The organism is Coleofasciculus sp. A1-SPW-01 (assembly GCF_040217205.1).
In the GTDB taxonomy this organism is placed as follows: Bacteria; Cyanobacteriota; Cyanobacteriia; order Cyanobacteriales; family Coleofasciculaceae; genus Coleofasciculus; species Coleofasciculus chthonoplastes_A.
Window position 1 is genome coordinate 1 of the sequence record NZ_JAVJNP010000057.1, and the last position, 26,266, is coordinate 26,266.

Genomic DNA, 26,266 nt, shown 5'->3' on the forward strand with positions numbered 1-26,266 from the left:
CCAAAGCCCACCGATTTGACACCAACGGGTGAAGTCGCCTTGGGCTTCAGGTCCCCACAGTAACAGTAGGGAATGACCGAAGGTATCGGCGGGGGTGGAAACCGCCACAGTCAGGAAGTTACAGCCTTCCAAGTAGGAAGAGGCTAAACCGTGGGTATACCACGAGGTAACAAAAGTTGTACCGGTTAGCCAAGCTCCAACCGCCAAGTAGGCGCAGGGGAGCAGGAGTAGACCTGACCAACCGATGAATACAAAGCGATCGCGCTTTAGCCAGTCATCGAGTGCGTCAAACCATCCTCTTTGGCTGGGAGCGCGTCCGACAGCTATGGTCATCGTTTCAAATCCTCTTACATTAAGGGTTTACAAGGATTTTTCCCTTGACAGTTCCACAGCGATAGACTGGGAATTTTTTGACACTCTCCCTTCTTCTAGAAAGGAGATTCTATGGAAATTTCGTTCCATATATCCCGATCAACGGGTTCCCAGGCACACGACTCAAAGCCATAAAGGCATCGTGTTATTTCCTAACCCCTGTTAATTCAGGGTTGGGCGTTTCAAACCTTCGCGGCTTGGGTTTCGCCGAGTCCCGGCGTACCTTAACTGTGAGAAAGTCAGCCGACTTGACTAACTTTGCCTGAATACAGGGTGTGTCAAGCACCCTAGCGCTACCAGCTTATAATTTAACTGGCGTGGACTTAATTTTTCTTAAACTATCATATTTTTACACGAATCCTCGATTTTCGCTAGGGAGAGTAGGGGATTCAGTGCTTGAATACCATAATAGTCAAGGTTGGAAAATTTACAAATTGATACATCTGACTCAGAATTGCTACCGAGCAGCACAGGAGTCAACAAAAATGGCATAGTAATAGGCGGAGCGTATTTACACCCATTCTGAGAGGGAAGGAACAGAACAATGACAGTTACCCCAACCCAACAAGAGAACCGCTTACTGCGTCAATCTGTTTTAGGCTCTCGGCGGTTAAGCAACTACTGGTGGGCGGTAGTCGCCTCAATCGGTGGTACAGGATTTCTTTTAGCCGGACTTTCCAGTTATTTTCAACGCGATCTCTTGCCTGTGGGCGATACCAGAGGTTTACAATTTATCCCTCAAGGCATCGCCATGAGCTTTTACGGGATTGCTGGCTTGCTCTTTGCCCTCTATCTCTGGCTGGTTATCCTTTGGGATGTTGGCGGCGGATACAATGAGTTCAACAAGGAAACCGGAATGGTAAAAGTTTTTCGCTGGGGCTTTCCAGGCAAAAACCGCCAGGTTGAGTTTAGCTGCCGCCTGCAAGATGTGCAATCGATTAAAGTTGAGATCAAAGAAGGGCTTAATCCCAACCGCACTCTCTACCTGCGCGTCAAAGATCGCCGGGAGGTTCCACTCACTCGTGTAGGACAGCCTTTGTCCCTATCGGAACTGGAAAACCAAGGTGCAGAACTGGCTCGTTTCCTCGCTGTCCCCCTAGAAGGCATGTAATCGGAAATCCCGTTTAACTATCTCCTTTTTGATAGAGAAAAGGCAGAGGGCAGAAGGCTCTAAGGCAGAATGATTAAGTAGCGTAAGCTACAAGAAGGTAGGTTAATAAATATGCAAGTAATCGTCCGGCGCTGGTTCCTGGTTGCGGTAGTAATTGTTGGCTTAAGTCTCGGAGCTTGTAGTCCGTCAAAGGTGACATCCCAAAACACGACGGATTCCTCAACAGCCGCAACAACAGGAACGTCGGTAGCTCAAGTCACTAATCCTCAAATTAGCAGCTTACCCCAATTAGAGGGAAAAGCGACTGTTGTTTTAACGGTTAAAGATTCTCCGATTACCATTGAGGTCGATGGCACAAATGCTCCAATTACAGCCGGGAATTTTGTCGATTTGGTCGAGCGGGGTTTTTATGACGGCTTAGTGTTTCATCGAGTCGTGCGTGAACCTCAACCCTTTGTGGTTCAGGGAGGTGATCCCCAAGGGAAAGACCCCAATGTTCCGGTAGAGCGTCTGGGAACCGGGAGTTTTACTGACCCGAAAACAGGGCAGCCTCGTTACATTCCTTTAGAAATAAAGCCAAAGGATGCCGAGGCTCCCATCTATAGCAAAACGTTGGAGCAAGCTGGAATTTCTGCTCCTCCCCAGTTGCAGCATACTCGTGGTGCTGTGGCGATGGCACGCTCATCGATGCCAGATTCAGCCTCATCCCAGTTTTATATCGCACTATCGGATCTGCCTTTTCTAGATGGAAGTTATGCGGTGTTCGGCTATGTTAAAAATGGCATGGATGTGGTAGATACTATCCAAGTGGGCGATCGCATCGAGTCAGCCGAAGTCACCCAGGGACTGGAAAATCTGAAACGACCTGAGTCTGAGGCAGAAGCATCTCCCTAGTGCAGCTTGGTAAGGGAAGTTGAAGGAGCTGAGGTGTAGATGTGTAGGGGCGGGTTTTACAGATAACGTTTTGGAGACAACCAATAACTTAACGAAACCCGCCCTTCTAGAGCCTCGGTTCGCTAATCGCAGCAAGTGAAGGGTCAAAATTTGGGTTTGCATTCGGTTGTTGTTACAGGAATTGGTCTAATCTCAGCATTAGGGGGTTTAGAACAGAGTTGGCAACGACTGCTTAATGGTGAGTCAGGGATTCGCTCTTACCAACCCTTTCCAGAATTACCTGTTCGACCCTTGGCGCTAATCAATTCCGTGCCAAGTTCATTAATGACGTTGACTCAGGTCGTCGTCGCCGATGCTCTGGCTGATGCCAATCTTCAGACACCGATGCCTAATTGTGGTGTGGTGGTTGGCTCTAGTCGTGGCTGTCAGGCATCTTGGGAAGAGTTGATCAGAGCCGCTTTTGAGCAGGGAAGTGGTGGCGTAGGGGAGCTATTCTCTAGTCACCATTCCTCCCGGCTGAAGCAAGAGACTTGGTTAGAAACATTGCCACATCAAGCCGCGATCGCAACAGCTCGTCAAATTGGCTCGATGGCACCTGTGTTGGCACCCATGGCAGCTTGTGCAACGGGAATTTGGGCGATCGCACGAGGGGTTGAACTGATCCAAATCGGTCAATGTCAACGGGTTATTGTCGGTGCGGTGGAAGCCCCGATTACCCGGTTAACCTTGGCAGGATTTGACAAAATGGGGGCTTTGGCAAAAACAGGGGCTTATCCCTTTGACCAACGACGAGAGGGTTTAGTGTTGGGTGAAGGGGCAGCGGTTTTGGTGTTGGAGTCAGCGGAATTAGCCTTAAGTCGTGGTGTGCCAATTTATGGACAAATCTTAGGCATGGGATTAAGTTGTGATGCATACCATTTTACTACGCCAAAGTCAAGTGGTAAGAGTGCGATAACCGCAATTCAGCAATGTTTAGCTCGAAGTCATCTTTCCCCAACTGAGATCGACTATATTCACGCTCATGGCACAGGGACTCGGTTAAACGACGAGAATGAAGCCCAGTTAATGGATGATTTGTTTACCCATAGAGTAGCGGTAAGTTCAACCAAGGGAGCCACGGGTCATACCTTAGGTGCATCGGGCGCGATCGGTGTCGCGTTTTGTTTGATGGCACTCAAGCATCAGATATTACCGCCTTGTGTAGGCTTGGGCAAACCCGCGTTTGATTTAGATTTGGTGACCCAAGCACGTCGGCACAAGGTTCGCCAGGTATTATGTTGGAGTTTTGGTTTTGGGGGTCAAAATGCAATCCTGGCTTTGCAGGCTTAAGCAAGATCCCCAACTTCTTGGAGAAGTCGGGGATCTGTCTGTTTACCTCACTTACTTGAAAAGCGCTGTAAATTTAAATGCATGACAGCTTATTAGTTTTGAGTGTGATTATCTGCAGTCAAGGACGTTGGGTTACTCATTTGCAGTGCCGTTTTCGTATCCATACCTATCTTTTCCCAAATTGCCTCTAAGACAGAATTTTCATCCAGTTCCGCACTAATGTAAGTGGTATTTTCGCTAGCCACGATTGCCTGGGCTTGGGCGGCGATATCGGGATATTTTTGGAAGACGGCTTGGAGAACTTGATCTCGGCATTGGAAAAGTTCGTCATAGCCAAAAACGCGATCGCACTCCCAGAATTGAACCGCTAATTGGTGTCCGGCTAACGCTGATTTAACGGTGGCTAGAATCTCAGCATCCCCGTAGGCATTTTCGACGATAGGTGTCAGATCACGTATATCTTCGCCGTACTCTTTGGGATGAATATCACCTTCAATTTTGATTTGGATCACACGCAATTCCTCAAGCGCTGTTTCCAGAGGGGGTGGAATGACAGGGGATGAGGTTTTATTGGCGATTTTGTCCGAACGATTGGCATCCGTACTTTCCGAACGCACGGATAGTATACTCAGTAAACAGCTTACGAGTAGGGTAACTGTCATGAAGATCAGCGCTAATTTCTTAAATTGCATCTGTCAAACTATTAAAATAAATGGATTAGCAGCCCGCTTGAGTTTATTATTCCCAAGTCACTAGCCTAAAATCACCAAAGCCATTTTCAGGAAACGAGTTTTAATCGTGAGACTAAAGCCGGAAAGCTTGTTGGCTCAATCTTAACATTATGTTTGAGCATTATGGGGATTTAATTTTGGTGTTAATCTATCCGTGATCATTAAGTTGACAGGACTATCTTATAATCCTATTTTCAAAGCAAAGTCTTAAATGTTTTGGGGCTTCAATATATCTTAAAGTTTTCATGGTTTAACTTTGCATGGAAGATATATAAGATCTTAGACTAATCTCTTCAATCTTCGGCATACTGAGGAGTTGCTGAATAAGGATAGGGAACGGAAAGCGGTTGTCGTGCGAGCATCTGGCTCGCTATTTTGTCGGAGTTTTTATCTATCGAGGCTTATTTATTGCACTTTATGAACCTTTAATTGTCCTGAAACCCTTTCTTGTTAAGGGTTTCCAGTTTTTGCAGCAAGCTCTACTTAAGAAGAATGGCAGCAGGTATTCCTTACGGAGTATCCTTTTGAAAGATCGTAGCCTCTCTGCCAACAGGCTTATGCCTAAGGCATCAGGCTTATAAATGTGTGAAGCTGATACCCGCGATCGCGAGTTTTTTGATCACCATTGGTGCGAGTACAATTAACACCTTAAGCCACACAGGGGCAAACACCAGGCTAACCAATAGGCAAATCATGGCGGTAAACGCGGCGGCAAGCTGGACGATTTCTTCTGTCGTGTTAACAACCACACAAACTGCTGCGAAGGTGATTGTTAAGGTTATCAATAAAACCAAAAGCATAATAACTCACCAGGGTAGATTCGATTGAGCGATGGTTTGTGTTCCTGGGACTGATAAGACTTATGCCTGTCTCTCCACTCTCATTGTGACTGGCGACTGGGTTGTGATGCGAGGAACAATCAAACCTCCTCTCTTAACGACTACAAATTTTCAGATGGGAGTGTCAAGCGTTATCCAGGGTTTCACACAAGCTTCATCAAAGCTTCATGAAGACCTCATGAAGGCTTAATAATAGGATTAGGGGTAGCCAACCTCGAATGGCAACACTTGGCTAAGTCACATCGAATTTCATCCCCAAGTGAGTTGCGCGATTATCCCAGAGATGTTTTTGAACTGACGCATGGAAATAAGTCCTATAGGAGAGGTTGGCTCTAGCCACTTACTCTTACAATTTATGAAGAATTAACCCACAAAGCTATATATGATTCTCTCTACTGATATCCAGATTCCCTTTTCTCGTTCCATTGTTTTTGCGACCTACCGTGATAGGTTAATGGAGTTAATCCCCTATATGACGAATGTTCGGAGCATCGAGGTGAAGTCCCGTCATCAAGACAATGCATGTATTCACGCCGTCAACGAGTGGCACGGTGGTGGCGAGATTCCAGCTCCGGTTAGAACACTGTTGAGCAAAGATATGCTGAAGTGGACAGAATATAATACCTGGAATGAGTCAGATTATACTCTGGTATGGAGTATCAAGACTCATGCCTTTACCGAAGCTGTTCACTGCGCTGGCAAGAATCGCTTTTTGAATGATCATGGTCAGACGTTGATTGAAAGTCGCGGCGAAATCAGGATTGATCCTAAGCGGATTCAGGGAGTCCCACCGTTGTTAAAAAACAAGGTTGCATCAGTGGTTGAGGATTTTCTGAGCAAAAAAGTTGAACCTAACCTGCTACAGATGAGTGAGGGAGTACGTCAATACCTAGACCAACAAACCATTAAATACAAACTTGCTTAAAGCGGCTTTATGGTTTGACATACAGGTTCGTAGTAAGGGCTTTAGCCTTATTCCACCATTTTAGCTGTGTCACGCCGCCATCGTGGGTTAGGTGTATGCCTTCGTCTAAGGGCGAAGAACCCGTGTCCCTGAGGTACGATACTATCGTGTCCTGATATAGCTGATTGGGAAGGAGGCGATCGCACAACGATGACAACCACGCTAAATCAAACCATTACCTTAACCGAATTCCTCCAACTACCAGAAACAAAACCTGCCAGTGAATTTATTAATGGTCGCATTTACCAAAAACCAATGCCCCAAGGCAAACACTCCCGGCTACAGCTTAAACTTTGCAACACGATAAACCAAGTCGCTGAAGAGTCGCAAATTGCCCTCGCTTTCCCAGAACTGCGTTGCACGTTTGGTGGGCGTTCAATTGTACCTGATGTTACCGTATTTCAATGGGGAAAAATCCCCGTTGACGCTGACGGTGAAATAGAGAATGTATTTGCGCTTCATCCCGATTGGACAATTGAAATTCTCTCTCCCGATCAGAATGCGACTAAGGTGATCAGAAATATTCTCCATTGTCTAAGACACGGCACTCAGTTAGGATGGTTTATTGACCCGGATGAGCGCTTAATTCTTGTATTTCTGCCGGGACAACAACCTGTAGAAATGACAGGTGATGATCCGTTACCTGTACCGGAGTTTTTGGAATTAAATCTAACTGTTGCTCAGGTGTTTGCTTGGTTAAAGAGAGGCAAATAGTGAGACGACAGCAATTGATATAGCCATTGTGTATTATTTTACTCATCTTTTGGTAAAAACAAGGTAAACTGTCACGCATTTAAATTGGGAATGGTTAGCGAGCAAGATGCAAAGCCTGCGGCATGGCTTCGCTAAACGCATTACAAGGGTTTTGCAGTTTTTGACATTAAGGTTTAAATGCCGAACAGCTTATTCTCAATTTCCTGTCTGACTGTGGAAGTTACATTAGAATTACTATTCAGCTCCTCCAATAGACATCTATTGGCATTATAATATTTCTTTAGTAAATTCCTTTGCTCGTCGTCTAACTGTAAATCGTGACCTAAAATATTTCTTATTTTATCAATCCAGCCTTGACCATTATTTTGCCGCCAATCTTCAAAACGTTCTTTCTCTTTATCAAGGTCAGGCAGTTCAGCTTTAATTTTTTGCAAGGCTTGCTTCAATTCAGGCTCAAGATCAAGAGCAAAGACAGAAACAATAACATTTGCTGGATCAGTATTAGGGTTATCAAAAAAGGCAATATCAAGAACAACGTCACAGGCACGATTAAAGCAAGGGAAAAATTGACGAGCTTTACCCGGAGAACAATTAGGGTCAAGTTTACGGGCAAATGTAATCCCAAGCAGCCAAATGAGAGCCAGGTAAAATGCTCGGACTTTTACTGGTTGGTAATGAGGTTCAGTTTGAAGAGATTTTTTATTTACCCAAGTAAGAAGTTCTTGTAATTTCTCATTGTTAGCTATTAGCGCATCAGCTTCTGCTTTCTTTTGCAATAAAGTGGCTTCGTCAGCGTTTACGGTACTAGCTGTCTGTGAATTATCTTCGGATGATTCTTTGTCGGTTGCTCCAAGTTCTTTCAGCTCATCCACAGACTGTTTGATAAAGTGATTAACTAACCAATCACGGACATGAGAGAAGTTGCGATCAAAATTCAGATATATCGCGCCTACTAATGCCTCGAACATCTCACCAAATAGATTAACTTGTTTGCTTATCTCTTTATCTTTTGCACTTCCTCCAAGTCTACAGATCTTCCTTAAGTTTAACTTGTGTGCAAATTCACAAGCTTTTTCCCGGCGCACTATGTTACTTTTTAATTCAGTAATTTTACCTTGATTTAGAGTAGAGTCATTTTTATGTAAATAGTCAATTACAACAGCATTGAAAATTGCATCGCCCAGAATTGCCAGCCTTCTGTAATCACGCTCCTGTTTGACTTGTTGCTGCTTATCTAAGTTACGATCTTCAAAGATATATGAAGGATGCGTCAGAGCAACTTCAAGCAACTCCGTATGGTTAAAATCAGCAATGTTGATTGCCTTTTTAACAGCCTCTATATTTATATCCATAATTCAAACTATAAATTGAACTGATAGTAGCAATTTTATGTGCAATCTAGGTTTTAAATTTCCTTAAATTTTCCATCTGAGTCAACATACCCAACGACTCGTGCAGATTTCGTAACACTGTTGGAGTGTAATTCGGTTATATCTCTTTTTAAATTCAGTGCATTTTTACAATTTTCACTAACAAAAACTACAAACAAATCAACTTTGTTTTTCTGGCTATCACTATTAATATCTTGGATTTTTATCTCCAATAGCGTTTTATAATCAGCTATCGAAGAATTTATTATATGCACGTTTATCCTCTTGACTTTTTCGTCCTTATCTGTGATTAGAAACCTTAAACACTTGTCCGGAGCCTTGGTAATCTCCTGGTGAGGATTTTGACGCTTTAACCACTCAAAAACGGCTGCTTCTACTGTAGCCACAGAGTCATAGACTCTATCTGCATAAGCATAGAAAGCGCTATCGTCATCTCGATGAGCCAGCAAATAGGATCGTAATTCCTTTTTACTCATTGTCTGAAAATTAGGTTGCATTGTCATAAATTAACTCACCATCAGGGTCAATTAATATTTCTATATCGTCCCCAGCCAGAATAAAAAGATTGCCTGTCCGTTCATCGATGCGAACAAGGAAAATAGGCTGGTACATCTTGGTTAAAGCATAACAAACTAAGTAACACTTCGATGCCTGGGCTGCCGTTGGAAAAATTTTTCATCCTCCATCCACTTCAGTCTATCTAGTTTACATTTTTCCAGCCCTTGATACTTTAGTTCTTGCCCTATAGCTGAACAGCGATCGCACGGACAGAACGTTGAGCCGTCATGCATTTATTTAAATTGGGTATTAGTAGCGAGGAAGATGCAAAGCCTGCGGCATGGCTTCGCTAAACGCATTACAAGGATTTCGTCATTATTGACATTAAGGTTTAAATGCCGAACAGCTTAAACTGACTGCCAAAGCTTAATTTTGCGATCGCTCCCCGCACTGACGAGAATATCCCCATGGGGACTAAACCCTAGAGAACGAACGGGTTGGGCATGTCCTGACAGCTTAGTTAATCGTTGACCATTTTGAACATCCCACAATTCAATTAGCGCACCACTTCCACTGGCGAGAACTTGACTATCGGGACTAAATGCCAAAGCCGCCACCCCTGGTGACTCGGGGGCAAACGTCCGTAATAGTTTACCCGATTGAGGATTCCAGATGGTTATTGCCCGACTGCTACCACTGGCAAGGATCAGACCATCTGGGCTAAATTCTAGGCAAGTAATGCTCGTCGATTGATTGGTAAACGTCATTAGCGGTTTACCATTATGAGGATTCCACAGTTCTAGGGTGCCATTCAAACTGCCCACGGCACAACTATGACTATCGGGGTTAAAGGCAATATGTCGGGCTGAATTGGAGTTTCCGGCTAAAATACGTAGCAGTTTGCCCGTCCGTACCGCCCAGAGTTTAATTTCACAGTCCCCACTACTGATGAGGATCTGACCGTTAGGACTAAATACAATACCTCGCACCCGATCCGCACGACTGACCAGGGTATTGAGCAGTTTTCCGGTGCTAAGTGACCACAGCTTGATGGTTTTATCATAACTGCCACTGGCTAAAATCTGACCATTTGGACTAATTGCCACACAGGTTACACGGTGGCTATGTCCAGTTAAGTTATGCAAAGGTTTGCCGAGGCGTAATGCCCACAGTTTAATGCTTTTGTCATAACTGCCACTGACTAACGTCTTACCATCTGGACTGATAGCAATGGCACGAATCTCATCCGTATGTCCAGAAAGAGTCCGGCGCAGCTTTACCTTTTCCCAGGGATTGGGTGAGGTGGAAATGGGCAATAACTGAGTAATTAGAGACATCAGTCCTTTGGCTTTGGACTGAATTGGCGATCGCTTCTTGATCGGAATCGGTGCTGGTGGCGGTAAGGAGGGGGTGGGCGCAATAATTTCTTCAATACAACGACGAATCATGGCTGGGGTTTGCGGGCGTTGACCGGGAAACGTCGCCATCAGATAATCGACTAAATCCGCTAATTCTTTGCTAACTTGCGGCGCACTCTCTCGCCATTGCAATTTGCCCGTCCGGGGGTGAGACTCAAAATCGTTGGGAGATTTGCCTGTGAATAAATAGACAAAGGTGCGACCTAGGGCAAAGAAATCTGATTGCGCCACGGCTTTGCCCTCCATTTGTTCCGGTGGTGTATACCCACTGGAGATAATCACGGTGCCAGTTTCATCTTGTTTTTGCCGTTGTAAGTAGGTTTCGGTGATCTCCCGCACTGCCCCAAAGTCAATTAATGCCAGTTGCCCATTGGGTCGCAGAATAATATTGGAGGGCTTGATATCTCGATGGATTAGCTCTTGTTTGTGCAGTTGTTCTAAAATATCGACCAATTGTTTCAACCACGCGATCGCCTGGTTTTGAGTTAGACTCAGAAGCGGTTTGTTCCGACGCGATCGCCACTGCTTTAACGTAAGCCCCTCAATTTTCTCCATGACTATGCAGTGCAGGGAGACTTCTGTCCCCTGTGACCAGACAAAATAGCCATCTGACTCAACTCTAGGAATACCGGGATGCTGAAGCCGACTCAAGACTGTGGCTTCCCGCTGAAAGAGGGATATAGCTTTTTCTTTCGCATCATGGCTATAGAACCGATCCAGATTCAGAACTTTCAGAACTTTGGCAATTCCCTGATCATCGACTTCAAAGGTTTGACTAAACCCACCTTTACCGAGTGTTCGCAGGACTCGATAACGGTTTTGAAGCAACAGGTTGGGGTATATCATGAGGGGGGTTAGAAACAGTAATCTTGGCTATGTCGCAGTATCACTTATCTCTTTTTGCTTCGCCACTTATGCCAAACCTCTAGGGTCTGCTTACAATCTGCCTTCAATCGCATCCAGTAAGTTGATCGTGTTAAGTCGTGCATATCCCACCATTTGGTCAGATGTTCCTTCTAGTATAGAAAGAATCGCTTTAAGTTGATCATCTAGGCGCTCTGTGTCTTTTAACACATACAATCGATCCCTGACGCGAGTAAGAATTAGGCGAATTTGTAGCGTCTTCAGATCATCGGATACCTGTTCTTTGACTAGGGCATGACTCCTGAGTAGCCCCAGTTGACTTACGGATTTTGTTTGACAAACAGTTGAAATTTGCTGACACACCTGGTCGATAAATTGATTGGTGGCATACTTCAACAAAGCCGGCTGAATGGTAAAAATCGCTTCATTAGCTTCGGCATTGGGTTCTTTCTCCAACAGCGATCGGCGTTTGAGGGATTCCAACGCCGCCAGGAGTTTCGATAAGGATGTCACCGAAAACTTCATTGCCTCTTTGAATTCCGAAATTGAAAGCGGCTGATTTTCCAGTGCCAACCAATAAATGATTTCCTGTTCTAAAGGAGATAAACGTTGGAATTGTTGATTAAAAACATTCGGTAGAATATCACCAATAATTAATGTACTTTGCTCTAAAAATTCCGAAATATTTCCGTCAAATATTTCTTGGATAGTTGTCGCCATAATTTTTAGGGCTAACGGATTGCCGCGATAAAGCTGAATCAGGGCATCAGCACTTGACTTTAAGGAGGAAAATCCTTTCGTTTCTAAAATGCGTTTGGCATCCTCCGCACTTAAGCCTTTGAGTTTGAGTTCTCGAACAGGGAGTTTTGTACCCGCTAATGAGGCAATTTCTATCGGTTTTTCCCGACTAATCAGCAATAAGCAGCTTTGATGGCGTTCTTCAGCCATGCGCCGAATCAGTTCCCCATAGTCTTGATACCCTTCTCGATAATGTCCGGCTAACCTGCCACTACTCATGATAGTTTCCACATCATCGAGGAGCAACAAACAGCGATGGCGTTGGCAGTAGTCCATCAGTTGCGAAATTTGACCGTTAGTGGTATCGGGTGACTCTAGTTCCTTACCCTCCGATAAAAAGTCGATGATCTCACTGAGGAGATCACCCAGGGGTGAAGCATGACGTAGCGATCGCCAGATCACATATTCAAAGGAAGATTGTACCTGTTCAGCTACCTTCGCTGCCAGGGCGGTTTTACCGATTCCCCCCATTCCCAGGAGTGCTACGATACGACAGCGTTCTTTGACAATCCATTGCTCTAGCTGTTTCAGTTCCGACGTGCGACCGTAAAAGATGGAGATGTCAATGGTTTCTCCCCAATCTTGGTGACTACGACTATTGGAGGGTGTCGTCTTGCCTTGATCGACAATTTCTTCCCAGTTGAGTCCTAGAACGTGACAATATGCTTTAAAGGCATGAGCACTAATGGGTTGTCTTCCGGCTAAAAACCGTTTCCATGTCCCTTGGGAGAGTCCAGTGGCATAAGGTCCGCCAGTATACCACGGTTTATCCGGTTCCAGTATTCGACTAGCCTCAAGCAAGCAGGTGTCGTCATCATCAAGACTCCAACTCCACCCCTTTTCATTTCTGGCTTGCTTGATTTTAGCGAGTCCCCATTGAGAGGCTTTAAGAGTCGGCACTGTCTCACCTTAGTTTTGCCATTTGTCAAGATCGATTTTAGAGCAATTTCTAACGTTATGGATAAAAGCACACATTCAAAGGTGTCATGACCCAAATAATGGAGTCACGCTCATTATGCCCTGAACTAAAGTAATCTTCCAGAAGGCTGGCGTTTATTGTGACAATTTTATCATATATACTGTTGAGCTAAAGAGCAATTACCTGGTACTGTCCAATACCAAATCGGGCAAAGCCAGTTAATTGTAGGGGCGGGTTTAGCCATTCAAGCTAGCTTTGTATTAATAACTGAGCAACAAAACCCGCCCTTATTGAGGATACTCAATCTGGTTTGACTATCCTCTGTATAATTTAGTCCGCGCAGGCGGACTTTGTTTATGTAGCTGTGACTTCCTCCTCACCAGGGCAATGAAATTTTTGATAACTTTCTCTTAACGATCTAGGGCTAAAGCCCTGACTACGGACTCTCTATTTTAATCCTCAAAGAGACGCGATCGCTCCTACACTAGAGTTATAATACCTAGTCATTGATGTAGAGGCTTCTATGCATCTGCAACCTCGCCCATTAATCACTCGCCTTACGGCTGTCCTCAGCCTTCTACTCCTCAGCGCTTGTAACGGGAGTAACACGAATCCAAACAATTTCAGTGGTCTCACCATTAAATTCCTAGCAGGTAGCGCCTTGGGAGACTTCTGCAACCAAGCGGCAGAAAACTTCAATCAACAACAGCCCCAACTTGATAATGGCACCGCCATCCGCCTAACTTGTGAATCGATGGGGAGTGGCGATATTGTTACTAGCTTGGTTTCTCAAGCCGAACAACTCAAAAATGGCACTCTGGAAGCCGAGTCTGCGGAATTGCCCACCTTGATTTCCGTTGATGGCGAGATTTATCAAAGTCAGTTAATCTACCGGATGAATCAGCTATTTCCCGGACAAAACTACATTCCAGAGATTCCCGACTCCCCCCTGCTGGCAAATAGTCCGATGGTCTTTATGGCACAGGAGGATGTTGCAACAGGATTGAAGAACACAGCTAATCCGTTCAAAGCCCTAGTCACGGCTGAAACCCATCAAGATATCGACCCTGCCAGTCCCCCCTTAGCCGTTCACTACGTCCATACCGCACCCACCCGTTCTAATTCTGGCTTACAAACCTTAGTCGCCCAATATGCGGCGGTTTCGGGGAAGCGTCCCGAAGATTTAACGGCGGAAGATGTTAAGAACTATGAATCCCAAGTTCAGCAAATCCAAAGCAAAATTACTCGGTATGGCGTTTCCACTGATTCTCTAGCGGAAGCCATGGTGCAAAATGGACCGTTTTGGGCATCTGTGGGTTCAGTTTATGAGTCTTCAGTGATTGCGGCAAATGCGAACCCCCAACCGAATCAACCCCGTTACCAAGCCGTTTATCCCAACGCCACCTTTACCTCAAATATGCGGGCGATTATCCCCAATGCGCCTTGGGTGAGTGAGGAAGAAAAAGCCGCCGCCGAGAAGGTTGTTACTTATTTACAATCGCCTGAAGCCCAACAAATTGCCACGGAACTGGGTTTGCGTCCGGGAACCCCAGGCGTCGCTTTAGGACCGAAGTTTATTCCAGAGTTTGGCGTTGATCCCCAAGCGAAATATGATTCCTATCGTCCCCCGCAACCCGAAGTTGTTGAGGCAATGTTAACCTCCTGGCAAGAGGTGGCAAAGAAACCCTCCCAGGTGGTTGTGGTAGTGGATACATCGGGTTCGATGCAAGGAAATAAATTACCTGCTGTACAGAATACACTGCAGAACTACATTAACAGCCTCGGATCTAAAGATAAGATTGCCCTGATTGATTTTAATGATGAAATTAGCCAACCTGTGTTGGTCGAGGGAACCGATGCCGGACGGAATCGTGGTTTGGAGTTTATTAGTGGTCTTCAAGCTTATGGAGGGACTAAACTCTATGATGCGGCACTTTATGCCCGTAACTGGTTACAAGACAATCCTCGCCCGGATGCGATTAATGCGGTGCTAATTCTCACCGATGGGGAAGATTCGGGGTCTCAGATTAATCTGAATCAACTAGAACAAGAATTGCAACAAAGTGGGTTTAATAGTGATCAGCGAATTGCATTTTTTACCATTGGTTATGGTAAGGAAGGTGATTTTGATCCGGAGGCGCTGAAGGCAATTGCTGACCTGAATGCAGGCTATTACCGTAAAGGAGATCCCGAAACGATTGCGACGGTTATGGATGATTTACAGGTTGAATTCTAATGGGTCATTGGTATTATTTCATTGGTCATTCGTCAAGTAAGTAAAGGGCGGGTTTTGTAGCCAAGCTAGGGAAAAGAATCAACATTAGTCCCTAAACCCGCCCCTACATACTCAAAACTCAAACCTTATGAAACTGGCAAATCCACTTAACTACCCTTTAGCTGTACTCGCTGGCGGAATTGTTCTTGTTGTTGGCGTTCGTCTGGCTAACTTATCCAGTGTGGTCATGTTACCCTTTGCCGCCGTTATTGCCACAGGCGGTGCGATCGCACTCAAATCGAAAGAACCGGAAACGTTGAATCTAGAGAACCCGGAACTGGCGCGGGAACTGCAATTGGTCAAACAGCAAGCCCAGACGTTAGCAGGGAAAGCAGAGATATTGCGATCAGAAGCCACTAAACTCTTAAGCGATGGCTTAGAAGTCGAGTTACTCGCCGCCGTTCAGTATGCGTGCGATCGCGCCTCTGAATTACCTGCTAAAGTTGACCAGTTGACTCAACGCTTTCAGGGGGCTGATTCCCTACTATCCGTCAGTGATTTACAACAGCAACTCGAACAGGTCAATCACAAACAAACCCAAGCGAGTGGTGTTGCTAAAGACCAACTTAATAAACTTACAGAAAGCTTGCAGCGTAATCTCCAGTTAGCGCGTCAGGGACAAGATGCGCGTCAAGCACAAGTTACCAGCCTTTCGACTATGATTGCTGATGCAGCCGGGGTGTTACAGCAACTCCAAAATAAGCTAAGAACTGCCGATTTAAATGACTCCGAACAAGCCAGAGAACTCCGTTCCTTGAGTGAAGAACTTCATAGTTTAGAAGAGAGTTTCGATCTATTGGTAACAAAATAATCCAAGTACACCAGAACAATGGCAACCAAAACTCGTCAATCTCAAAACCCAACCCGGCTGTTAACCTCCATTGGCATTATCCTGGTATCTTTAGGTTTAACTTATGCCCCTTTACCTGGATTCAACCAGACTGTTGTGGTGGTTAGTGGAACTGAACTGGCTGAACCCCTGCAAAGTCTAGAAGCAAAGTTTGAAGAAGAAAATCCGGGAATTGACTTAGAACTCAAGTTTCAAGGTTCCCAGGATATGGTAAATAACTATATTGATAACCAGAACGACTTCCAGCCTACGGTACTCATTCCCGCCAGTAGCGAGATTGTACAGGAATTACGCGATCGCATTCAGGCGCAACAGAATGGTGAACCTTTCTACAATACGCCTCAACCTATTGCCAAAACGATCCTTGTGGGTGTAGCTTGGACTCAACGTGGCACTATTCTGTTTCCCAACGGGCGTTTCCAATGGCAACGGGTTGAACAAGCCATGCAAGCAGGAAACTGGGAAGAAATTGGCGGGAATAACGATTGGGGCAGTTTTGATTTTGTAATTACCGATCCCACCCGTTCTAATAGTGGTCAGGTAACGTTAGGACTATGGGCGCAGTCTAAATTAGGCGGACGTCCACTCAGCAGCGCTGCATTAAACAATCCTGAAATTAATTCCTTATTTAGTTTAATTAAGCGTTCCGTCTATCAGCCGCCCCGTTCAACTGACATATTACTACAAGAATTTATCAGTCGGGGTCCGAATGATGCAGATGTGGCGACCGTATATGAAAGTATTGCCCTCTATCGTTGGCAGCAATCAGCCGCGAATCAAGGCAAACCCTACCAAATTTATTACCTTGATCCGACAATTGAAACGGTATCTACCGCAGCCATTGTACGACGCAATGTGAGTGAAGGTGAGGCAAAAGCTGCCCAACAATTTTTAGAGTTTCTGACTCAACCGCCCCAACAGGAAGTGTTTGTGCAGTACGGTTTCCGTCCCGTTAATAATACCGTTGATTTACAAACCGTTGCCAATAGTCCTTGGTCTCAGACTATTCCAGGTGCTGAGATAAATCCCCCTGGAAACGTGATTCCACCCCCGGATAAGCAAGTGTTAACTGAAATTCAACGGTTGTGGGAGAGGGCAAATTAATGAAGTCATTTGTCATTCGTCATTTGTCATTTTTCATAGGAACCATAACGTACCATTTCAGCAAGCCGTCATAAAAAACCGTGGAACTTTCTAAGTCCCACGATATTTGGCATGAGGAGTTTTAGCTTTACCTTCGATTCTAAAATCCCTCACTCTTTAACATGTCCCCGTAACCATTTTGGTAACGAGATGTTAGAAAAAGTTATTTGTGTTGATTGTTTACCGTTCATTGTTCATAGACTAATGCATAGGATCTATCTGTAGAGTGCGTTAGCGTAGCGTAACGCACCATTGTCGCTACACCCTGTCTCTTAATCCTCTAATTCAGGTGGTGAATCAGGGATAGACTCAGGCTGTTCTATCGGTTGAGGAGGCAAAAAGCGATCGCGCATTTGTTTGAATGCTTGGGGATTGAGTAACCACTGGGCAATAAACACAGCAGCGCCCGCCGAGAGGATAATCACCAGTATCCCAAAAACTCCTAAGATGATCTTGAACCAATCCTGACTAGAGGATGCGACTTCAACGTCTATAGGTTCGGACATTTCCTCGTCCTCCTCACCAACAGGTTCCTCTGTGGCTGGCAATTGAGTCTCTAACTCGATAGTCTGGGCATTATTTTCCAGTTGTAATCCGTCCAGATTCAACACCACCGGATATTGTGGAGAAACACCACAATAGGTGAGAACAACCGAGGCGTTATCATAACCATTTCGTTGATTTGCCTGATCAACCAGAAACTGTACTGCTGCTTCTAGGGATAGCTTGCCACTGAACACATCTTTGGCAAAATCCCCATAAACAGACTCGATCAAATTGTTATCACTTACCCCATCTGAACAGAGCAACAATAAACCATCTTCCTCTAAAATCAAGCGGCGTACATGGGGATAAAGAGACTCCGCATCCTTAGTTCCTACGGCTTGGGTCAATGCGCCAGAATCTGGGCGCTGTAAGGCATGACGGTAAAAACTTCGACCCATCCTGACTTCCCGCGTCGCCACATCATCATCGACAGTAAGCTGTTGGCAGTAGTCGGGAGTGATCCAGTAGGCACGACTATCCCCGACACTGGCAATGTAGAGTTCGTGACTATTGCCTTCGCTATCCGATTGAATCACCGTTTGCGGCAATTGTAGGGCTAGGGTTAAAGTTGTACCCATGCGCCGCCGGGATTCTCGTTCTTGTTGGTCGTTTTTGGAAGCAATAAGATTATTGACAACTCGAACAATTGCCGATAGTTGTTGTGCCACTAAATCCGGACTCATCAGTTCCGGATCTTCGAGTAACTCAGCTAGCAACGCCCGCACCTGAATTTTCACCGACTGCATGGCGATATGGCTAGCGACTTCGCCACCTTCATGTCCGCCAATCCCATCACAGACGAGGGAGAGATGGGGAATCAGGGGATCAGGTTCTGCGGTCAAATCCGATCGCAGAGGATAGCAGCTATCCTCATTGTGGTCATGTAAAGGTCCCGTATCCGTGAGTCCAGCTACTTCTAAACGTAAGGGTTGTTGCGAAGATTGAGCCAACAGAAGCTGATTAAGCTGAACGGCAATTGCCTCAAAGGAGGGGTTAGGCGTTTGCATTTGCTGGGCGATATCTCGCAGTTGATCCGCCACCGCCACGGATGCTGTGCGACACCAAGATTCCCAACATTGTCCTAGCTGTTGCAGACTCGCCTGAGTTCGGGAGTGGGGTAAAGTTGTTGTACCTCTAGACGCACTGGTTGATGAGTCGGTTTTTTTACCTCTGACTGACAGGGGGACAGGTGCGGGATCAGAATCCGTCGTCCCATTCCTAACCAGTTCCCGCAGTCGCACCCGCCAGCCTTCGACTCGCACCTGTTCGGGATCAACCAGGGTGGCGGCTACGCCTAATTCAACTAACGGTTGCCATAACTCTAAAATTTGCCATAACCAATAGATCTGACGCACAGGGGAGGCTTTTGACCATTGTGACGTAATCGCCGGATAGAGTTCACCGTTGTTGTTAATTGGGACATTTTCCAGCAAAATAATCGGTGTATCTGATTCCGAGTCTGCCCCTGCACAAACGCCATAAACCTCTGGAATGTGGAGACGATGGGGATACAGGCGTAGATAGGGGAGAAACATTTCACATAAGCGATCGGGAGCCTGGGGTAACTCCTCTGGGTGCAGATCCAGCCAAATTTTGGGGGCGACGACTTGATACCGTTCGGCAACCATTTCCCCCACTGGGATCGATGCAGCCGTTGCACCTACTGCCCACAGATAATGATTAGTTTGCGGCTGATCAGTACTCATAAATCTTAAAAAATAATTTTGGAATGAATTGGCAACTGGAGTGTTTTAATACCAAGCGTCCCGATTCAGAGTTTAATTCCCTATCATTCCCCTAGAATTAATAAGCATAATCAAAACACGGCGCTGTGTCTATAGTTTGTCCCTCATTCTTGGTCATTTTTCATTGCCTGTTGCTCGCCATAGCGCCATGGCACGTCTGGAACACCCCAGCTCCTACAAGAAATGGCGGACTGGCGAATTAAACTAGAATAAAAGGCTTTCAACCCAGGATACACTGGATTTTTATATGTCACTCAATCCTTCCTTACTTTGGCTCCTGGCAGGATCAATGCTTTGTCTGGTGGAGCTATTCGTCCCGACAGCGTTTGTTGCCTTTACCATGGGAATTAGCGCGTTAGTCGTGGCACTGGTGGCGTTAATGATTCCCCTGTTTCCGGTACAAGTTGTGCTATGGTTGGCGCTATCCACAGCGCTGGTGATTGCATCTCGCCGCATTCTCCCAGCCGCCAAGGTAGCTAAACGTCTCGATGCTGTGGAAGCTCGAACCCTGACCGAAATTCCCCCTGGAGAAACGGGACGCATCCTCTATGAAGGCAATTCCTGGCAAGCGCGTTGTGACGATGAAATGGCGGCGATCGCACCCAACCAAAAGGTTTATGTTGTCCGCCGTCAAGGTAACACACTCATTGTGGTTCCCCAGACTCTCATACATTAAATTTTTCGTTTGAAATACTCTGGCTACTCTTGACGGGTGGCATATTATCAAACTTTTAGGAGGTAAAATAACATGGATATATTCGCTTGGCTCATTGTTCTGGTGCTTGGCGGTTCCACTATGGCTAGCTCCATTAAGATTGTTAATCAAGGAAATGAAGCGTTAGTGGAACGATTGGGGAAATACAGTGGCAAAAAGCTGGAACCCGGCTTGAATCTTATGGTTCCGGTTCTGGATCGCATCGTGTATAAGGAAACAATTCGGGAAAAAGTGCTTGACATTCCTCCCCAAAAGTGCATCACTTGCGATAATGTTTCCATCAGCGTGGACGCCGTGGTCTATTGGCGGATCATGGATATGGAAAAAGCTTACTACAAGGTCGAAGATCTGCAAGCCGCCATGGTGAATTTAGTGCTGACGCAGATTCGTTCAGAAATGGGCAAACTGGAACTGGATCAGACCTTTACGGCGCGTTCTGAAGTGAATGAAACCTTGCTGCGGGAATTGGATATTGCCACTGATCCTTGGGGCGTGAAAGTGACACGGGTGGAATTGCGGGATATTGTGCCATCCAAGGCGGTACAAGACTCAATGGAGTTGCAGATGTCAGCCGAACGGCGCAAACGGGCGGCAATTCTCACCTCTGAAGGGGAACGGGAATCGGCAGTGAATAGTGCCAGAGGGAACGCGGAAGCCCAAGTGCTAGATGCAGAAGCGCGACAAAAGGCGGCGATTTTAGACGCAGAGGCGCAACAAAAGGCGATTGTCCTCAAAGCTCAAGCCGAACGCCAGCAGTCCGTTCTCAAGGCGCAAGCTACCTCTGAGGCGCTGCAAATTGTGGCGAAGACACTCAAGAGTGATCCTGTTGCCCGTGATGCCCTACAGTTCTTACTGGCACAGAATTACCTAGAGATGGGTAAAGAGATTGGCAGTAGCGATAGTAGCAAGGTGATGTTTATGGACCCCCGTGCGATTCCGGCTACGATTGAGGGGATTCGATCCATGGTTGGCGATCGCGAATCGTTGGATTCGGAACCGTTCAATTTTGAGTCGCACAATACCCGTTAAGCTGGTAAAGGATCATTTGTTATTTGTCATCGTTTTCGGGTGGGCTATGCCCACCTTTTTTTGCTGTCTGAAGTGGGGAGGAATTGTTCATGGAAACCCGCCAATCTCAAGTCCTCGCTGGACTCCTGGGAGTCTGTGTGGGCGATGCGTTGGGTGTACCTGTTGAATTTACCACCAGGGAGGAACGCCTGCGATCGCCTGTTACTACTATGCAGGGCTATGGAACCTATAATCAACCCCCAGGAACTTGGTCAGATGACAGTTCTCTCACCTTCTGTTTAGCCGAAAGCCTCTGTCAGGGATTTTCCCTCGACGCGATCGCACAATCCTTTTGTCGTTGGCATGATCAAGCCTATTGGACACCTCACGGAACGGTTTTTGATATTGGCATGACGACAGCAGCCGCCCTGCGTCGCCTGCGTTGGGATCAGGTTTCCCCCTTAGAATCAGGCGGTAGGGATGAACGAAGTAATGGCAACGGGTCACTGATGCGAATTCTGCCCATGGCATTTTACTATAAATCCCTCGAATTTCCTGATTTAATTCACAGAGTTCACCAGGTTTCTAGCATTACTCATGCTCATCTCCGTTCTCAGATGTCATGTGGAATTTATATCAGTATCGCGATTCAATTACTAGAGGGTGATGATCCAGCGACGGCTTATTTTAAAGGAATTCAACAGATTCAAAAACTCTACAATCAACCCCCCTACACCTCAGAACTGGATAACTTTGCCAGAGTCTTCAATGGAGAAATCGCCCAGTTTCCTAGGGAGGCGATTCAATCGAGTGGTTATGTTATTCATAGCTTAGAAGCCGCGCTTTGGTGTTTTTTAACCAGTACATCTTATGCCCAATCCGTGTTAAAAGCGGTTAATTTGGGTGGAGATACAGATACCACGGCGGCAATTACAGGCGGATTAGCTGGACTATATTACGGTGTCGAACAAATTCCCCAAGACTGGCGCGATCAAATTGCCCGAAAGGACGATATTGTTGACCTCGCCCAGCGTTTAGCGTCATCTCTAGCCTCGGAAAATTCAACCAAGGACAAATAACCAATGACAGGTAAAAGGGTAGAAGGAGACAAAAGTTATATCGTATTGTAGGGGCGGGTTTAGCCGTTTAATTGATGGGTATACCGATAACTTATCAACAAAACCCGCCCTCTTGTCGTTTAGATTTGAGACGAATGACCAAGAATCAATAACCAATGACCAATGACGATTTTATAATAAAGATATCAATTCGGGCAGTTTGGTACGGTTCGCTATCTTTAACTCCTATCATGTACGAATATAAAGTTGGTGGCAGTCTCCCGGCTGATTCTCCCACCTACGTCTGGCGACAAGCCGATCGCGCTCTCTATACAGCCTTAAAAGCGGGACTCTTTTGTTATGTCCTGAATTCCCGACAGATGGGTAAATCCAGCTTGCGAGTCCAAACCATGACGCGACTCCAGTCGGAAGGAATTGCCTGTGCTGCGATTGATTTAACCGAAATTATTAGTCCCGATATTACGCCGAGTGAATTTTATGGCAGTATTACCTATACCCTAGCTGATAGTTTTAATCTCCTGGAGAAAATTGGCGACTTTGATAGCTGGTGGTGCAACTATGAAATCCTATCCAGTACCCAGGGATTAGTGCGATTTATTAAAGATGTCCTTCTCAAACATCAATCGCTTTTGGGAAAAAAATTAATTATCTTTGTCGATGAAGTAGACAGTGTTCTCCGTTTACCGTTTTCCGTAAATGACTTTTTTGGTTTAATTCGCGCTTGTCACAATAATCGCGCCGATCAACCGGAATATAACCGCCTCACCTTTGCGATTTTAGGCGTGGCGTCGCCAACGGATTTAATTCGTTCCCAAGCCTATAGTCTTCCCTTCAACTGTGGAGAAGCCATTGAACTCACGGGTTTTCGCTTAGACGAAGCTGAACCCATTACCAAAGGGTTAACGGTCAAATCTGCCAATTCCCAGGAACTGACGAAAGCGGTACTCAGTTGGACACAGGGACAGCCATTCCTCACCCAGAAACTCTGTAAACTGATTGTCGAAGCTGAGGATGCACCACTGCTAGGACAAGAATCTCACTGGGTTGAGCAACTGGTGCGATCGCGCATTTTGGAAAACTGGGAAAGCCACGATGAACCCGAACATTTACGCACCATTCGCGATCGCTTACTCCGAAATGAACAACGCAGTCGTTCCCTGTTAAAACTTTACCAAAAAATCCTATATTCGTCTCATTCCTCTGCCATTCATGGGATATCAGACTTTGGCAATTCCCCGAATCGATACGGAGAAATTATTGATGATGATAGTCCTGAACAAATGGAACTACGATTATCGGGATTAGTCGTCAAACAAGGGAGTATTTTAAAGGTTCACAATCGCATTTATCGGTCAGTTTTTAACCCCAGTTGGGTAAAAAAACATCTAGCGGCATTAGAACCTGAACCTCAACATTCGCAATTTCAGAAAACTCTGGCTGAACTGGAGCGGAAACTGTTAGTCTCTCAACTAGCTTGTGTTGCTGATGGTAGAGATTCGGCGCAGGCGCTGTATGAGGTGTTGCGAGACGTAACCTTAAGCATTGGTGATTTACTCAGCGCCGATCGCGCGACTATCTTTTTACTCAATGAAGACAAAACTGAACTTTGGTCAGTCGTGGCTGAAAATGAAGGGAGTGAATTTCTGGATATTCAGGTACGATTAGGGGAAGGAATTGCAGGTCAAGTGGCAAAAACTCGAAAACCCATTAATATTCGCTCGAATGTTTACCAAGATGCGCGGTCTGAATTGGTTAAAGCATACGATGAAAAATACAATTATTACACCTATAATGTCTTGGCTTTACCAATTAGCAATGAAAATAAGCAAGTTATTGCCGTTATTCAATTACTCAACAAATTAAAGCGACCCAAAAACTCTGACAATCAAGGACATTGGTTAATCAATCGCCACGGCTTTAGTCAACGGGATCAAAAGCAACTAGCAGAATTTGTTCCAGCAATTTGCCGAATTCTGGAAAGCTGTCAATCCTGTTATCGTGCCACAAAGAAACTGCGAGCCACCGCAGCTTTAGCCGAAGCCACTCGTTCCCTAGATAAGAGTAGTTTAGACATTAAAGAAATCCTGCCACGAGTCATGGATGCGGCGAAGAAACTGATGAATGCTGACCGCAGTACCTTATGGCTTTTGGATCGCGATCACCATGATTTATGGACAAAAATTCTCCAAGCTGATGGTTCTTTAACCCAAATGCGAGTTCCTGTCGGTGTGGGATTTGTGGGTAAGGTGGCTAAAACAGGTCAACCTCTGAATATTCCTTTTGATCTGTATGATCATCCCGATGCGACGAATTCGCGAAAATTTGACCGCACCACGGGTTATCGCACCTGTAGCTTGCTCTGTATGCCTGTATTTAACGCCGATGGTGAATTAATTGGCGTGACGCAATTGGTTAATAAACGGAAACCCGGAAATTTTCCGTTCTATAAACATGAAGATTGGCCCCAACCGCCTGAACAATTTCAAGCCAGTTTTGATGAGCATGACTGTCAGTCCATGCAAGTGTTTAATGAGCGAGTGGGTGTGATTTTGCAATATGCCAAGACTCATGAAACTTTAAAGCAGTTTACCCAAATTCAACCCAAAGAAGGGGTTCACAATACCCTGGTAATGCTTAATCAAGCCGTGGGCAACCATAGCGATGAGGTGATGCATAACATGCTAAATTTTATTGCCAAATCAGTGACCAAGACGCTAGATACTGAACAGACGACGATTTTTGTCTTGAATAGCGAAAACCAAGCGTTTTGGTCATTAATTGTTGATAATGAAACGGGAAAATTAAGAGAAGTTCAGCTTGCTGCTGATGAAAGCAAGTTAGCCTCTATCTCTAAACCAATGCGACATCGAATTAGTCAGAAGCATCCCCGCCTCTCGACGTTAATTCAAACCGCTACTCCTCAGTTTAAGGATTATCTGATTCACAGTTATTTAGTCTATCCTATCGTCAATTCGCAGCAGACTGTGGTAGCACTGATTGAATTAATTAATAAACTCAAACCTACTAGCGATCGCAACGCACCATTATCTGAACGCATTGACCCTAAAGGGTTTAGCAAAGCCGATGAAAAGCAACTGGATCAATCTGTCCCCTCAATTCTGCCGATTCTGGAAGGCGTACAATCCTTTTATCGAGAAATGCGGATCATTCAGGGGCGACAAGCGATCGATGCATTATGGTTAGCGATTAGTTCGATTAGTCAAGGGAATTGGATCTCTCAGGAAATTCTGCAAAAAGTCATGGATGCGGCGCAAAAGTTGACCAATGCTGATCGCAGTATCCTGTGGTTAGTTGATCGTCAACAGGGTGATTTATGGACTGAACTTCCCGGTGTTGGGAAAATTCGCTGTGAAATTGGTATGGGGTTTGCGGGTCAAGTGGCAGCATCTGGTAAGCTAATGATGATTCCCTATGACTTGTATGACCATGATGGCGCATTACACGCCAAACAAATGGATCTAGCAACCGGATATCGCACCTATAGTTTACTTTGTATGCCTGTTTTAAGTCGCGATGGGGAGTTATTGGGGGTGACGCAATTACTCAACAAGCGCAAACGGGGGAATTTCCCGGAGGATCACCCGGCTGATTGTCTGGATGTTCCTGATTATTTTAAGACAAGTTTTAATGAACGCGATCGCCGATATATGGAGATATTCAATAATCAAGTCGCTGTCATTGTTCAAAGCAATCAACAGCAGGATGTATTAAAAAGTGAAATTTTGGGTAGGCTGTCTAAAGCGTCAGTCGAGTAACAAAAGTTAGGGATTAAATCCATTGTCTGGTTTCCCTTTAGACACGGTAGGGGCGGGTTTAGGGACAATTGTAGGGGCGGGTTTAGGGACAATTGTAGGGGCGGGTTTAGGGACAATTGTAGGGGCGGGTTTAGGGACTAAATTCAGCTATTCACCGATAACGGAAAAACAAAACCCGCCCTAGCTCACCGATAACGGAAAAACAAAACCCGCCCTAGCTCACCGATAACGGAAAAACAAAACCCGCCCTAGCTCACCGATAACGGAAAAACAAAACCCGCCCTAGC

At 45.5% G+C, this 26,266-nt stretch carries 21 protein-coding genes and 1 pseudogene; 13 read left to right on the forward strand and 9 right to left on the reverse strand.

Annotated features, from left to right (window positions below; translation table 11 throughout):
- Positions 1–333: pseudogene (locus RH949_RS09425) on the reverse strand (photosystem II D2 protein (photosystem q(a) protein)); the annotation flags it as partial.
- 583 nt (positions 334–916) lie between these two features.
- On the opposite strand from RH949_RS09425, the gene RH949_RS09430 reads away from it, so the two are divergent.
- The 3 genes from RH949_RS09430 (at position 917) to RH949_RS09440 (ending at position 3,706) form a co-directional block, all read left to right on the forward strand.
- On the forward strand, positions 917–1,483 hold the full coding sequence (locus RH949_RS09430) for a photosystem I assembly protein Ycf4 (protein ID WP_446352679.1): 567 nt from the start codon (positions 917–919) through the stop codon (positions 1,481–1,483).
- 111 nt (positions 1,484–1,594) lie between these two features.
- Positions 1,595–2,377 (forward strand): peptidylprolyl isomerase, encoded by a 783-nt coding sequence (locus RH949_RS09435; protein WP_006100712.1) that lies wholly within the window; start codon positions 1,595–1,597, stop codon positions 2,375–2,377.
- Between the two features lie 156 nt (positions 2,378–2,533).
- The gene (locus tag RH949_RS09440) at positions 2,534–3,706 is read left to right on the forward strand and encodes a beta-ketoacyl-ACP synthase (protein ID WP_006100412.1); all 1,173 of its coding nucleotides are present in this window, start codon (positions 2,534–2,536) and stop codon (positions 3,704–3,706) included.
- A 92-nt stretch (positions 3,707–3,798) separates the two neighbouring features.
- On the opposite strand, the gene RH949_RS09445 is transcribed toward RH949_RS09440, so the two are convergent.
- Both RH949_RS09445 and RH949_RS09450 read right to left on the reverse strand, forming a co-directional pair.
- Positions 3,799–4,398: a hypothetical protein gene (locus RH949_RS09445; RefSeq protein ID WP_446352680.1), complete on the reverse strand. Its 600-nt coding sequence runs from the start codon at positions 4,396–4,398 to the stop codon at positions 3,799–3,801.
- Positions 4,399–5,012: 614 nt separating this feature from the next.
- Positions 5,013–5,186, reverse strand: coding sequence for a hypothetical protein (locus RH949_RS09450; RefSeq protein ID WP_232231692.1), 174 nt, complete (start codon positions 5,184–5,186; stop codon positions 5,013–5,015).
- Between the two features lie 472 nt (positions 5,187–5,658).
- Between RH949_RS09450 and RH949_RS09455 the strand changes: the two genes are divergently transcribed.
- Complete coding sequence (locus tag RH949_RS09455; protein WP_044206640.1) at positions 5,659–6,201, forward strand: hypothetical protein; 543 nt, start codon at positions 5,659–5,661, stop codon at positions 6,199–6,201.
- 189 nt (positions 6,202–6,390) lie between these two features.
- A complete protein-coding gene (locus RH949_RS09460) occupies positions 6,391–6,954 on the forward strand; it encodes a Uma2 family endonuclease (protein WP_446352681.1) in 564 nt (187 codons plus the stop codon).
- Between the two features lie 173 nt (positions 6,955–7,127).
- On the opposite strand, the gene RH949_RS09465 is transcribed toward RH949_RS09460, so the two are convergent.
- The 5 genes from RH949_RS09465 to RH949_RS09485 all read right to left on the reverse strand — a co-directional run bounded on the left by RH949_RS09465 (position 7,128) and on the right by RH949_RS09485 (position 12,823).
- Entirely contained in the window at positions 7,128–8,306 is a 1,179-nt protein-coding gene (locus RH949_RS09465; protein ID WP_446352682.1) for a ribonuclease III domain-containing protein, read from the reverse strand.
- 53 nt (positions 8,307–8,359) lie between these two features.
- Positions 8,360–8,848 carry a DUF6887 family protein gene (locus RH949_RS09470; RefSeq protein WP_446352683.1) on the reverse strand — a complete coding sequence of 163 codons (489 nt, stop codon included), beginning with the start codon at positions 8,846–8,848 and terminating at the stop codon, positions 8,360–8,362.
- Complete coding sequence (locus RH949_RS09475) at positions 8,832–9,017, reverse strand: DUF6888 family protein (protein ID WP_390435281.1); 186 nt, start codon at positions 9,015–9,017, stop codon at positions 8,832–8,834. Before RH949_RS09475 ends, RH949_RS09470 begins: the two co-directional genes overlap by 17 nt.
- 233 nt (positions 9,018–9,250) lie before the next feature.
- Positions 9,251–11,107: a protein kinase domain-containing protein gene (locus RH949_RS09480; RefSeq protein ID WP_446352684.1), complete on the reverse strand. Its 1,857-nt coding sequence runs from the start codon at positions 11,105–11,107 to the stop codon at positions 9,251–9,253.
- 90 nt (positions 11,108–11,197) lie between these two features.
- Positions 11,198–12,823 carry an NB-ARC domain-containing protein gene (locus tag RH949_RS09485; protein WP_446352685.1) on the reverse strand — a complete coding sequence of 542 codons (1,626 nt, stop codon included), beginning with the start codon at positions 12,821–12,823 and terminating at the stop codon, positions 11,198–11,200.
- Positions 12,824–13,365: 542 nt separating this feature from the next.
- Here RH949_RS09485 and RH949_RS09490 point away from each other — a divergent pair.
- From RH949_RS09490 to RH949_RS09500, 3 genes are all read left to right on the forward strand, one after another.
- A complete protein-coding gene (locus RH949_RS09490) occupies positions 13,366–15,078 on the forward strand; it encodes a VWA domain-containing protein (protein WP_006100540.1) in 1,713 nt (570 codons plus the stop codon).
- A 127-nt stretch (positions 15,079–15,205) separates the two neighbouring features.
- Positions 15,206–15,928, forward strand: coding sequence for a hypothetical protein (locus RH949_RS09495; RefSeq protein ID WP_006100657.1), 723 nt, complete (start codon positions 15,206–15,208; stop codon positions 15,926–15,928).
- Between the two features lie 18 nt (positions 15,929–15,946).
- A complete protein-coding gene (locus RH949_RS09500; RefSeq protein WP_446352686.1) occupies positions 15,947–17,071 on the forward strand; it encodes a substrate-binding domain-containing protein in 1,125 nt (374 codons plus the stop codon).
- Between the two features lie 311 nt (positions 17,072–17,382).
- Here the strand turns inward: RH949_RS09500 and RH949_RS09505 are convergent, their stop codons facing one another.
- Positions 17,383–19,362: a PP2C family protein-serine/threonine phosphatase gene (locus tag RH949_RS09505; protein ID WP_446352687.1), complete on the reverse strand. Its 1,980-nt coding sequence runs from the start codon at positions 19,360–19,362 to the stop codon at positions 17,383–17,385.
- 286 nt (positions 19,363–19,648) lie between these two features.
- On the opposite strand from RH949_RS09505, the gene RH949_RS09510 reads away from it, so the two are divergent.
- From RH949_RS09510 to RH949_RS09530, 5 genes are all read left to right on the forward strand, one after another.
- Complete coding sequence (locus RH949_RS09510; RefSeq protein ID WP_446352688.1) at positions 19,649–20,077, forward strand: NfeD family protein; 429 nt, start codon at positions 19,649–19,651, stop codon at positions 20,075–20,077.
- Between the two features lie 72 nt (positions 20,078–20,149).
- The gene (locus tag RH949_RS09515) at positions 20,150–21,145 is read left to right on the forward strand and encodes an SPFH domain-containing protein (protein ID WP_446352689.1); all 996 of its coding nucleotides are present in this window, start codon (positions 20,150–20,152) and stop codon (positions 21,143–21,145) included.
- A gap of 89 nt (positions 21,146–21,234) precedes the next feature.
- Positions 21,235–22,203: an ADP-ribosylglycohydrolase family protein gene (locus RH949_RS09520; RefSeq protein WP_446352690.1), complete on the forward strand. Its 969-nt coding sequence runs from the start codon at positions 21,235–21,237 to the stop codon at positions 22,201–22,203.
- A 155-nt stretch (positions 22,204–22,358) separates the two neighbouring features.
- The gene (locus RH949_RS09525; protein ID WP_446352691.1) at positions 22,359–25,979 is read left to right on the forward strand and encodes a GAF domain-containing protein; all 3,621 of its coding nucleotides are present in this window, start codon (positions 22,359–22,361) and stop codon (positions 25,977–25,979) included.
- Between the two features lie 22 nt (positions 25,980–26,001).
- Positions 26,002–26,163: a glycine zipper family protein gene (locus RH949_RS09530; RefSeq protein WP_446352692.1), complete on the forward strand. Its 162-nt coding sequence runs from the start codon at positions 26,002–26,004 to the stop codon at positions 26,161–26,163.
- Positions 26,164–26,266: the final 103 nt, after the last annotated feature.